This window comes from Variovorax sp. GW822-FHT04E09 (genome assembly GCF_058800845.1).
The window spans coordinates 1,500,269-1,511,738 of the sequence record NZ_JBXAMR010000001.1; the positions used below are offsets into that span (position 1 = coordinate 1,500,269).

At 70.6% G+C, this 11,470-nt stretch carries 8 protein-coding genes; 7 read left to right on the forward strand and 1 reads right to left on the reverse strand.

Annotated features, from left to right (window positions below; all coding sequences use genetic code 11):
- Positions 1-151: 151 nt before the first annotated feature.
- Positions 152-1,417 carry an MFS transporter gene (locus AC1RL8_RS06905; RefSeq protein WP_062475477.1) on the forward strand — a complete coding sequence of 422 codons (1,266 nt, stop codon included), beginning with the start codon at positions 152-154 and terminating at the stop codon, positions 1,415-1,417.
- A gap of 20 nt (positions 1,418-1,437) precedes the next feature.
- On the opposite strand, the gene AC1RL8_RS06910 is transcribed toward AC1RL8_RS06905, so the two are convergent.
- Positions 1,438-3,156 (reverse strand): bifunctional protein-serine/threonine kinase/phosphatase, encoded by a 1,719-nt coding sequence (locus AC1RL8_RS06910; RefSeq protein ID WP_159271050.1) that lies wholly within the window; start codon positions 3,154-3,156, stop codon positions 1,438-1,440.
- A 64-nt stretch (positions 3,157-3,220) separates the two neighbouring features.
- On the opposite strand from AC1RL8_RS06910, the gene nirB reads away from it, so the two are divergent.
- Genes nirB through cobA form a run of 6 tightly spaced genes read left to right on the forward strand, consistent with a single transcriptional unit; the run spans position 3,221 to position 11,459 of the window.
- Positions 3,221-5,653 (forward strand): nitrite reductase large subunit NirB, encoded by a 2,433-nt coding sequence (nirB, locus tag AC1RL8_RS06915; protein WP_492684306.1) that lies wholly within the window; start codon positions 3,221-3,223, stop codon positions 5,651-5,653.
- 13 nt (positions 5,654-5,666) lie between these two features.
- Complete coding sequence (locus AC1RL8_RS06920) at positions 5,667-6,455, forward strand: type IV pili methyl-accepting chemotaxis transducer N-terminal domain-containing protein (protein ID WP_070063129.1); 789 nt, start codon at positions 5,667-5,669, stop codon at positions 6,453-6,455.
- 34 nt (positions 6,456-6,489) lie between these two features.
- Complete coding sequence (nirD, locus tag AC1RL8_RS06925) at positions 6,490-6,894, forward strand: nitrite reductase small subunit NirD (protein ID WP_062475470.1); 405 nt, start codon at positions 6,490-6,492, stop codon at positions 6,892-6,894.
- A 7-nt stretch (positions 6,895-6,901) separates the two neighbouring features.
- Complete coding sequence (locus tag AC1RL8_RS06930; RefSeq protein ID WP_492684307.1) at positions 6,902-9,703, forward strand: nitrate reductase; 2,802 nt, start codon at positions 6,902-6,904, stop codon at positions 9,701-9,703.
- A gap of 47 nt (positions 9,704-9,750) precedes the next feature.
- Positions 9,751-10,656 carry a DNA-binding protein YbiB gene (ybiB, locus tag AC1RL8_RS06935; RefSeq protein WP_492684308.1) on the forward strand — a complete coding sequence of 302 codons (906 nt, stop codon included), beginning with the start codon at positions 9,751-9,753 and terminating at the stop codon, positions 10,654-10,656.
- Complete coding sequence (cobA, locus tag AC1RL8_RS06940) at positions 10,653-11,459, forward strand: uroporphyrinogen-III C-methyltransferase (RefSeq protein WP_307588929.1); 807 nt, start codon at positions 10,653-10,655, stop codon at positions 11,457-11,459. Before ybiB ends, cobA begins: the two co-directional genes overlap by 4 nt.
- The last annotated feature ends 11 nt before the right edge of the window (positions 11,460-11,470 follow it).

Below are 11,470 nucleotides of genomic sequence, written 5' to 3' on the forward strand. Positions count from 1 at the left end.
AGGCTGCAGGTTCCTGCATCCAACCCGGCCCTCCTCAGGCCGGGCTCACCCCCATGCCGACGGCATTCGCCGACGGTACCCCGACTCCACCCCTGTCCGTCGACACGGCCGCCTCCCGGTCGCGCCGCGGCTTTTTGCACCTTTGAACACCATGTCCGGTTTCAGGAATTTCTTGCAGTCAGGCCACAGTCCGACCCTGTTCGCGGCCTTCCTGTACTTCTCGTTCTCCTGCTGCATCTGGGTGCTCAACGGCGCCATGGCGCCCTTCATCGGCGAGACCTTCAACCTCTCGCCCGCGCAGAAGGGCCTGATGCTGTCGGTGCCGATCATCGCGGGCGCGCTCATGCGCTTCCCGCTGGGCCTGCTGTCGCAGTACATCGGCCGCAAGAAGGCCACGCTGGTCGAGATGGGCCTGATCGCGGTGGCGATGCTGTTCGGCTTCTTCTTCGTGAAGAGCTTCAACGACCTGCTCGCCATGGGCGTGCTGCTGGGCATCGCCGGCGCGAGCTTCGGCGTGGCGCTGTCGCTGGGCTCGGGCTGGTTCCCGCCGCAACACAAGGGCCTGGCCATGGGCCTGGTGGGCGCGGGCAACGTGGGCACGGCCGTGTCGGTGCTGGTGGCGCCGCCGCTGGCCAACTGGCTGGGCTGGCAGGCGGTGTACGGCGTGGCCGCCGTCGCCATCCTCATCCCGATGGTCGTGATGGTGTTCTTCGCCAAGGAGCCGCCGGACGTGGACCCGCACGGCAGCTTCCGCGCCCACATCGCCTGCCTGTTCGAGAAAGACGGCTGGGTCTTCAGCCTGATCTACGGCGTGACCTTCGGCGGCTTCATCGGCCTCACGACCTTCCTGCCCTCGTACTACTACGACCAGTTCGGCGTGAGCAAGGTGCAGGCCGGCCAGCTGACGATGCTCGCGGCCTTCATGGGCGCGGCGGTGCGCATCGTGGGCGGCTGGCTGTCCGACCGCTGGGGCGGCGTGAACACGCTCACGGTGGTGCTGCTGGTGGTGGCCGTGGGCCTCGTACTGGTGGGCTTCTCGTCGGGCTCGCTGGCGCTCACCACGCTGCTGCTGATCGTCTGCTTCGCGGCGCTGGGCGCGGGCAACGGCGCGTTGTTCCAGCTGGTGCCGCTGCGCTGGCCCACGAGCACGGCCGTGGCCGGCTCGATGATCGGCGAGATCGGCGCCCTCGGCGGCGGCCTGGTGCCCAACGCCATGGGCCTGTCGAAGCAGTACCTGGGCAGCTATGCCTGGGGCTTCGTGTTCTTCGGTGCACTCTCGCTGGCGATGCTGGGCGTGATGCGCGTGATGCAGATCCGCTGGACGCGCACCTGGGCCGAAAAAGGCGGACGCGCGCGCGTCACGCCGGCCCCTGCGGTTGCCAAGCCCTCGCCCGTTCGCAAGGCCGCCCGTTCATGACCCGCTTCGCCCGCCCCCGCTCAGCGTGGCAGGAAGAGAAGCCACACGATGAGCAGCACGTTGAACAGCACCGACACGCCGAGCGCGAGCTGGTACAGCGCGAGCGGGTCGCGGCGGATCAGCGGCGTGGCGGCGGGCGCGTTCACGGGGCGCGAGGCGCCGCGCTCCAGCGCGAGCAGCATCTCCTCGGCGGTCTCGAAGCGTTCGCGCGGGTCGCGGGCCACGGCCTTGCGCACCAAATGGTCGAGCCACACGGGCACGTCGGGCCGCAGGCGCGAGAGCGCGACCGGGTCGCGCCGGTAGCGCGCCACCTGGTAGGGCTCGATCTCGCCGTAGGGCAGGTGCCCGCCCAGCCACTGGTAGAGCGTGGCGCCGAGCGCGAACAGGTCGCTGCCCGCATCGGCCACGCCGCCCTCTTCCCACTGCTCGGGGTTGATGTAGCTCGGCGTGCCCGCATGCAGCTCGCGCTGCGCCGCGCCTTCGCGGCCCGAGATCGCCACGCCCAGGTCGAGGATGCGCCAGCGCCCGTCGTCGCCCCGGTGCAGGTTGCCGGGCTTGATGTCGCGGTGGACCACGCCGTGGCGGTGCAGCCGCCCGAGCGCGCGGCTCACCTCGATGGCCGCGGCGACCACCTCGGCCACGGTGCCGCGCGTGCCGTCCTTGCGCATCTGCTCGAGCGTGCGCCCGCCGTGCCAGTCGAACACGATGTACAGCGCGCTGGCGTCGGGCGCACGCTCGTGCACGCGCACGAAGCCGCCGCCCTGCCCCACGCGCTGACCCAGCCAGGCCTCGTGCGCCAGCATCGCGCGCTCCTGCGGGTCGCCGGCGCGCGAGGGGTGCAGGGTCTTGAGCGCAACCAGTTCGCGCGTGACCGGATGGCGCGCCTGGTACAGCAGGTGCACGCCGGTGTCGGCCACCAGGCCGGTGACGACGTAGCCGTCGAGCACGTCGCCCACCTTGAGCCACGGCGGCGGCGCCAGGCGGCGGCCGTCGCCGAGTTCGTCGTCGAGCTGGCGCGCGTCGAGCCCCACCACGCGGATCACCAGCGCGGTCGCGTTGTCGCGCGTGCCGGCGTCGAGCGCCGCCTGCACCAGCGCCTCGCTCGCGGCCTCGGCGTCGCCCTGCAGCGCGAGCGCGGCCACCTGCTGCGGCTTGAGCACGCCGTGCACGCCGTCGGTGCTGAGCACGAAGCAGTCGCCCACGCGCACGTCGCCCTGCAGGTAGTCGACACGCACCTGGTCGTCCAGGCCGATGGCGCGCGTGAGCCGGCTGCGCATGTCGGGGTGGTCGAAGGCGTGGTCCTGCGTGAGCAGCTGCGCGGGTTCGCCGTCGGCGCGCACGCGCCAGGCGCGCGTGTCGCCCACGTGGGCCAGCGTGTAGCTCTGGCCGTGCAGCACCAGCGCGGTGAGCGTGGTGAGCGCCGTGCCGGCGCCCTCCTGTTTTCCCTGGCGCCGGCGGTTGTGGTCGGCCAGCCAGCCGTTCTGCGCGCCGATCAAACGGTCGAGCGCGGCGGTCGGCTCCCAGGTCGCGGGCGTGGCGAAGTAGTCGGCCAGCAGGCCCATCACCGTGGTCTGCGCCGCTTCGCGGCCGCGTCCGCCGCTCGAGACCCCATCGGCAATCGCCGCGATGAGCCCGCGTGCCTCGTCGCCGGCCGGCGCATGCACCGTGCCGGCGAAGTCTTCGTTCGCGTCGCGCGGCCCGCGCTGGCTGCTGTAGCCGATGTCCACTTCAAAGCTCATGGCGCGATTCTGACCGCGCGCCGCGGGCCGTCGTTCGGTTGATTTCCCTGAAAGGTCCCGCCCCATGAAGAAAATGAAACTCGTGATGGTCGGCAACGGCATGGCCGGCGTGCGCACGCTCGAAGAGCTGCTGAAGATCGCGCCCGACCTGTACGACATCACCGTCTTCGGCGCCGAGCCGCACCCCAACTACAACCGCATCCTGCTGTCGCCTGTGCTCGCAGGCGAGCAGACGGTGGACGAGATCGTGCTCAACAGCTGGGAGTGGTACTCGGACAACCACATCACGCTGCACGCCGGCAAGAAGGTGGTCGAGGTCGACCGCGTGAACCGCATCGTGCGTGCGGAAGACGGCACCGAGGCGCCCTACGACCGCCTGCTGATGTGCACCGGCTCGAACCCCTTCATGCTGCCCGTGCCCGGCAAGGACCTGAAGGGCGTGATCGCCTACCGCGACATCGCCGACACCGACTACATGATCGAGACCGCGCGCACGCACAAGAACGCGGTGGTCATCGGCGGCGGCCTGCTCGGGCTCGAAGCCGCCAACGGCCTGATGCTGCGCGGCATGACCGTGACGGTGGTGCACGTGATGCCCTGGCTCATGGAGCGCCAGCTGGACGACGTGGCGGGCAAGCTGCTGCAGAAGTCGCTCGAAGACCGCGGCCTGAAGTTCCTCATGGGCGCGCAGACGCAGGACCTCGTCGGGGGTGACGATGGCCGCGTGAAAGCCATCCGCTTCAAGGACGGCACCGAGGTCGCCGCCGACCTCGTGGTGATGGCCGTTGGCATCCGCCCCAATGTGGAGCTGGCCGAGAAGATGCGCCTGCACTGCAACCGCGGCATCGTCGTGACCGACACGATGCAGACCGTGACCGATGCGCGCATCTACTCGGTGGGCGAATGCGCGGCGCACCGCGGCATCGCCTACGGCCTGGTCGCACCGCTGTTCGAGCAGGCCAAGGTGGCGGCCAACCACCTAGCGCTGTTCGGCATCGGCCGCTACCTCGGCTCGCTCACGTCCACCAAGCTCAAGGTGACGGGCATCGACCTGTTCAGCGCCGGCGAGTTCATGGGCGGCGAAGGCACCGAGGAGATCGTCATGAGCGACCCCTTCGGCGGCGTCTACAAGAAGCTGGTGCTCAAGGACGACAAGCTCATCGGCGCCTGCCTGTACGGCGACACGGTGGACGGCAGCTGGTACTTCAAGCTGCTGCGCGACGGGCGCAGCGTGCACGACATCCGCGACAAGCTGATGTTCGGCGAGTCGAACATCGGCGACACCGGCCACGAGGGCCACAGCAAGGCCGCGAGCATGCCCGACGACGCCGAGGTGTGCGGCTGCAACGGCGTGAACAAGGGCACCATCTGCAAGGCCATCAAGGAAAAGGGCCTGTTCACGCTCGACGAGGTGAAGAAGCACACCAAGGCCAGCGCCAGCTGCGGCTCGTGCACCGGGCTGGTCGAGCAGATCCTGATGTTCACGGCCGGCGGCGACTACTCGGCCACGCCCAAGAAGAAGGCGATCTGCGGCTGCACCGACATGAGCCACCAGGACGTGCGCGACGCGATCCGCAAGGAGCACTGGCTCACGCACGACGCGGTCTACCGCGGCATGGGCTGGCGCACGCCCAACGGCTGCGCCACCTGCCGCCCGGCCGTCAACTACTACCTCATCAGCACCTGGCCCAAAGAGGCGAAGGACGATCCGCAGAGCCGCTTCATCAACGAGCGCAGCCACGCCAACATCCAGAAGGACGGCACTTACTCCGTCATCCCGCGCATGTGGGGCGGCCACACCACGCCCGACGAGCTGCGCCGCATTGCCGACGCGGCCGACAAGTACAAGATTCCGACCGTCAAGGTCACGGGCGGCCAGCGCATCGACCTGCTGGGCGTGAAGAAGGAAGACCTGGAAGGCGTGTGGAAGGACATCGGCATGCCCAGCGGCTTTGCCTACGCCAAGTCGCTGCGCACGGTGAAGACCTGCGTGGGCAGCGAGTGGTGCCGCTTCGGCACGCAGGACTCCACGCAGATGGGCAAGGACCTGGAGCGCGCGCTGTGGGCCATGTACTCGCCGCACAAGGTCAAGCTGGCCGTGTCGGGCTGCCCGCGCAACTGCGCCGAGGCCGGCATCAAGGACGTGGGCGTGATCGGCGTCGACTCGGGCTGGGAGCTGTACGTGGGCGGCAACGGCGGCATCAAGACCGAGGTGGCGCAGTTCCTCGTGAAGGTGAAGACCGCCGGGGAAGTGATGGAACACGCCGGCGCCTTCCTCCAGCTGTACCGCGAGGAAGGCTGGTACCTGGAGCGCACCGTGCATTACATCGGCCGCGTCGGCCTGGACTACGTGAAGAAGAAGATCCTCGAAGACGCCGAGGGCCGCAAAGCGCTGTGGGAGCGGCTGCAGTTCGCGCTCGACGGCGAGCCCGACCCTTGGTTCGAATCGGCGCAAGCGTCGGTGGATGTGCGGCAGTTTGCGCCGCTGAGCGTGTGATCGGAGCGACCGCTTGAAACGACGACTCTTCATCGCCTCTTCCGCCCTCGCCGCACTCGCCCCGGTGGGCGCCCGTGCACAGGTGGCCGACCTCAACGACGCCATCAACAAGGCCGGCCGCCAGCGCATGCTGTCGCAGCGCGCGAGCAAGGCCTACCTGGCGCTGGTGCAGAAGGTGGAGCCGCGCAGCGCGCAGCAGGTGCTTGACCGTTCCGTGGCGCTGTTCGAGCGCCAGCTCGGCGAGCTCAAGGCCTTTGCACCGACGCCGACGCTGCGCGCCACCTACGACGGGCTGGACGGCGCCTGGCGCGCGTTCCGCACCGAACTGGCCGACGCGGCGCCCGGCCGTGAAGCCGCCGCGCGGGTGGTGGCGCTCGACGCTGCCGTGCTCGCGCTGGCCCACCAGGGCACGGCGCAGTACGAGGCCGCCTCGGGCAAGCCGGTCGGGCGGCTGGTCAACATCGCGGGGCGCCAGCGCATGCTGTCGCAGCGCATGGCCAAGTGCTACCTGGCCGCGGCGATGCAGATCGACCCGGCCGGCAGCACCGCCGAGATCGCCAAGGCGCGCACCGAATTCCTCGCCGCGCTCGAGCTGTTGCGCAACGCGCCCGAAGCCACCGCGCAGATCCGCCAGGAGCTGGTGCTGGCCGACGCGCAATGGATGTTCTTCAACCGCGGCCTGCAGCGCCTGGACGGTGCGGGCGCCTCGCCCGCGCTGATGTCCGACGTGTTCGTGAGCAGCGAGAACCTGCTCGCGATCATGGACCGCGTGACCGGCCTGTACGCCGAGATCAAGACCTGACCCGCGCCCGAACACAAGACAAGAGAGCCCCACCATGAGCGATTGGAAAGCCATCTGCCGCCTCGACGACATCCCCGTGCTCGGCGCCCGCCGCGTGATGCGGCCCGCCGGCCTGGACGTGGCCGTGTTCCGCAATGCCGAGGACCAGGTCTTCGCCCTGCTCGACCGCTGCCCGCACAAGGGCGGTCCGCTGAGCCAGGGCATCGTGTTCGGCACCAGCGTGGCCTGCCCGCTGCACAACTGGGCCATCGGCCTGGACGACGGCTGCGCCCGCTCGCCCGACGAAGGCTGCACACCGAAGTTCGCGGTGAAGCTGGAAGACGGCGTGGTGCACCTGGACGCCGGCGAGCTGGCCACGCACGCGCTCGACCTCGAGCGCCCCGTCGCCGGGCCGCAGCGCCTGGCCGCCGTGACGGTCCTGTCCCCGGAAGAAGGTTGAGGCCCGCATGACCCAGGAGACGCGCTCCACCTGCCCGTACTGCGGCGTCGGCTGCGGCGTCATCATCGAATCGCAGGGCGACCAGATCACCGGCGTGCGCGGCGACCCCGACCACCCGGCCAACTTCGGGCGCCTGTGCACCAAGGGCTCGACCTTGCACCTCACGGCCAGCGCGACCGTCACGCGCCAGACGCGGCTGCTGCAGCCCCTGCAGCGCCTCGCGCGCAAGGAGGCGCCCGCGCCCGTGACGTGGGACCACGCGCTCGAGCTCGCCGCCGGCAAGTTCGCGCAGGTGGTGCGCGACCACGGCCCCGACGCGGTCGGCTTCTACGTGTCGGGCCAGCTGCTCACCGAGGACTACTACGTCTTCAACAAGCTGGCCAAGGGCCTGGTCGGCACCAACAACATCGACACCAACTCGCGCCTGTGCATGAGCAGCGCGGTGGCCGGCTACAAGCAGACGCTGGGCGCCGATGCGCCGCCGGCCTGCTACGACGACCTGAAGCATGCCGAGTGCCTGTTCATCGTGGGCAGCAACACGGCGTGGGCGCACCCCATTCTTTTTCGCCGCATCGAGGACGCGAAGGCCGCGAACCCGGCGCTGAAGATCGTCGTGGCCGACCCGCGCCGCACCGACACGGTCGAGATCGCCGACCTGTTCCTGCCGATCCAGCCCGGCACCGACGTGATGCTGTTCCACGGCATGCTGCACCTGATGCTGTGGGAAGGCTGGACCGACACCGCCTACATCGCGGCCCGCACGAACGGCTTCGACGCGCTCAAGGCCACGGTGCGCGACTGCACGCCCGACACCGTGGCGCAGGTGTGCGGCATTCCGAAGGACGACCTGCTCGCGGCGGCGCGGCTGTTCGCCACCTCGCCCGCCACGCTGAGCCTGTATTGCCAGGGCCTGAACCAGTCGTCCAGCGGCACGGCGAAGAACGCGGCGCTCATCAATCTGCACCTGGCCACGGGCCAGATCGGCAAGCCCGGCGCGGGCCCGTTCTCGCTCACGGGCCAGCCCAATGCGATGGGCGGGCGCGAGGTGGGCGGGCTGGCCAACCTGCTGAGCGCGCACCGCGACCTGGCCAACCCCGAGCACCGCGCCGAAGTGGCCGCGCTGTGGGGCGTGCCCTCGGTGCCCGAGAAGCCCGGCAAGACGGCCGTGGAGATGTTCCAGGCCGCGGCCGACGGCGAGATCCGCGCGCTGTGGATCGCCTGCACCAACCCCGCCCAGTCGATGCCCGACCAGGCCACGGTGCGCCGCGCGCTCGAACGCGCCGAGTTCGTCGTGGTGCAGGAGGCCTTCGCCACCACCGCCACCTGTGCCTTCGCCGACCTGCTGCTGCCCGCCACCACCTGGGGCGAGAAGGAAGGCACCGTGACCAACAGCGAGCGCCGCATCTCGCGCGTGCGCCCGGCCGTGCCGGCCCCGGGGCAGGCGCGCAACGACTGGTCGATCGGCGTGGCCTTCGCGCGCCGGCTCGAAGCGCAACTGGGCCGCACGTTCACGCTGTTCCCGTACGAGAGCGCCGAATCGGTCTGGAACGAGCACCGCGAATCCACGCGCGGGCGCGACCTCGACATCACCGGCCTGAGCTACGCGATGCTCGAGCAAGCCGGCCCGCAGCAATGGCCGCTGAAGGAAGGCGAGCGCACCGGCCGCGTGCGCCTGTACGAAGACGGCGTGTTCCCCACGCCCGACGGCCGCGCGCGCTTTGTCGACACGCCCTACAAGCCCGTTGCCGAGGCGCGCGAGGCGCGCTTTCCCTTCTCGCTGAACACCGGCCGGCTGCGCGACCAGTGGCACGGCATGAGCCGCACCGGCACGGTCGGCAAGCTGTTCGGCCACGTGGCCGAGCCCGTGGTGCAGATGAACGCGCAGGACATGGCACGCCGCCAGATCGCCGAGGGCGACCTGGTGCACCTCACATCGAAGCGCGGCTCGATCCTGCTGCCGGCGCGCGCCAGCGCCGAGATCGGTATGAGCCAGGCCTTCGTCGCCATGCACTGGGGCGAGGAGTACCTGAGCGGCTGCTCGTCGACCGGCGTGCGGCTCGCGGGCATCAACGCGCTCACCACGCCGGCCTACTGCCCCACCTCGAAGCAGCCCGAGCTCAAGCACACGCCCGTGAAGATCCTCAAGGCCGAGCTGCCGTGGTCGCTGCTGGCCATGGCCTGGCTGCCCGCTGGCGACGCGCTCACGGCGCAGCGCGCACTGCAGCCGCTGATGGCGCTGTTCCCCTTCGCCACCTGCGTGCCGTTCGCGAGCAACGCGCAGGGCGAAGAAGAACGCAGCGGCGTGCTCTTTCGCGCCGCCGCGCACGACGCGCCCGATGCCGCGCTGGTCGAGAAAATCGAAGCCCTGCTGGGCCTGCAGACCGCCGACACCCTGCGCTACGCCGACCACCGCCGCGGCCAGCGCCGCGCCGCGCGGCTGGTGCGCCGCGCCGACGGCAGCGCCGGGCTCGAAGCCTTTTTGCTGGGCGGCGACACCAGCGCCGAAGCCTGGATCGCCACCCTGCTGCGCGAGGAGCTGCCGGCCCAGAGCTACGGCCGCCTGCTGCTGTCGCCGGGCGCCCGCGCGCCGGTGGCGGTGCAGTCGCGCGGCAAGCCGGTGTGCGCCTGCTTCAACGTGACCGACCGCGCCATCGAGGCCGAGCTGGTGCGCTGCACCGGCAGCGCCGACGAGCGGCTGGCGGCGCTGCAAGGGGCGCTGAAATGCGGCACCAACTGCGGGTCGTGCGTGCCGGAACTCAAGCGCATGGTACGGGCCACCCCGGCCGAAGCACTGGCCGTGGGGGCATAAGCCGACTCACATTCCGGCATAAGCGTTGCGGGACAATCCGCTTACCCATGGGAATCAGCCACTACATCAAGGAAATCGGCCGCGGCGCGCGGGGCGCCCGTCCGCTCACGCGCGAGCAGGCCTGCGACCTGTTCGGCCAGGTGCTGGACGGCACGGTCACCGACCTGGAAATCGGCGGCTTCTGCCTGGCCATGCGCATCAAGGGCGAGACGCCCGAGGAGATGGCCGGTTTTCTCGACGCCACGCATGCGCGGCTGAACCCCGTGACGACCCGCGGCGGCCCGCTGATCGTGCTGCCCAGCTACAACGGCGCGCGCAAGCTGCCGGTGCTCACGCCGCTCCTGGCGCTGCTGCTGGCGCGCGAGGGCCTGTCGGTGCTGGTGCACGGCAGCGCGAGCGAAACCTCGCGCGTACTGGCATCGAACGTGCTTTCAGCCTTGGACATGCCCCCGATGACCACGCTCACCCCTCTGGCCGCCGGCCAGGTGGGCTTTGCCCCGACCGAGCTGCTGAACCCTGCGCTCAAGCGCCTGCTCGACGTGCGCCGCGTGGTGGGCCTGCGCAACCCCGGCCACAGCGTGGTCAAGCTCATGCGCCCGACCACCGGCCCCTGCGTGGTGGTGGCCAGCTACACGCACCCCGAATACGCCCGCACCATGGGCGAGACCTTCGAGCTCACGGGCATGACCGCCCTGCTCTCTCGCGGTCTCGAAGGCGAGGTGGTCTCCGACCCGCGCCGCACCGCGCAGATCGACGGCTTCGTGCGCGGCGTGCGCAGCGAACTCCAGGCCCAGGCCGCCGGCACCGCCGCCGACGTGCCCGGGCTGCCGAAAGAAATCGACGTCGCCACCACGGCCGACTACACGCGCCGCGTGTTGGCCGGCGAGCTTCCCGTGCCCGAAGCCATCGCGACGCAAGTCAGGCACATCACCGAACTGGCCTCCCACGCATGAACACCCCTTCCACCCTCATCACCGGCCGCTGCACGCTGGTGGGCGCCGGCCCCGGCGACCCCGAGCTACTGACTGTCAAGGCCGTCAAGGCGATCCAGGCCGCCACGGTGCTGCTGGTCGACGACCTCGTGAACGACGCCGTGCTCCAGGCCTACGCCCGGCCCGGTGCGCGCATCGTGCACGTGGGCAAGCGCGGCGGCTGCAAGAGCACGCCGCAGGCCTTCATCGAACGGCTCATGATCACGGCCGTGCGCGAAGGCGAAACCGTGGTGCGCCTCAAGGGCGGCGACCCGTTCATCTTCGGGCGCGGCGGCGAAGAGGTGGAACACCTGCGCGACGCCGGCATCGAATGCGCGGTGGTCAACGGCATCACCGCCGGCCTGGCCGCCGTGACCTCGCTGGGCGTGCCGCTCACCCACCGCGACCACGCGCAGGGCGTGGTCTTCGTCACCGGCCACGCCAAGACCGGCGCGGGCGCGGCCGAAGACCCGACCGACTGGCGCGCGCTGGCCGCCACGGCGCACAACGCGCGCCTGACGCTCGTGATCTACATGGGCGTCTCGGGCGCCGGCCACATCGAGCGCGAGCTGCTGCACGGCCTGCCGGGCGACACGCCCGTGGCCGTGGTGCAGCACGCGAGCCTGCCGCACCAGCGCCACCTCGTGACCACGCTGCAGGGCCTGCAGGCCCGCATCGCCGAGGCCGGGCTGGCCAGCCCGGCGGTGATCGTGGTGGGCGACGTGCTGCAGGGGCTGGCTGCAGCCGCGCTGCAGCCGGGCGACGCCGGCCGGTTCGGGACCTAGCCAGGCGCCTC

Bases quoted from the DNA above. Each gene is read 5' to 3' on its own strand.
- AC1RL8_RS06905 (WP_062475477.1), top strand. From the start codon at position 152: ATGTCCGGTTTCAGGAATTTCTTGCAGTCAGGCCACAGTCCGACCCTG.
- AC1RL8_RS06910 (WP_159271050.1), bottom strand. From the start codon at position 3,156: ATGAGCTTTGAAGTGGACATCGGCTACAGCAGCCAGCGCGGGCCGCGC.
- nirB (WP_492684306.1), top strand. From the start codon at position 3,221: ATGAAGAAAATGAAACTCGTGATGGTCGGCAACGGCATGGCCGGCGTG.
- nirD (WP_062475470.1), top strand. From the start codon at position 6,490: ATGAGCGATTGGAAAGCCATCTGCCGCCTCGACGACATCCCCGTGCTC.
- AC1RL8_RS06930 (WP_492684307.1), top strand. From the start codon at position 6,902: ATGACCCAGGAGACGCGCTCCACCTGCCCGTACTGCGGCGTCGGCTGC.
- ybiB (WP_492684308.1), top strand. From the start codon at position 9,751: ATGGGAATCAGCCACTACATCAAGGAAATCGGCCGCGGCGCGCGGGGC.
- cobA (WP_307588929.1), top strand. From the start codon at position 10,653: ATGAACACCCCTTCCACCCTCATCACCGGCCGCTGCACGCTGGTGGGC.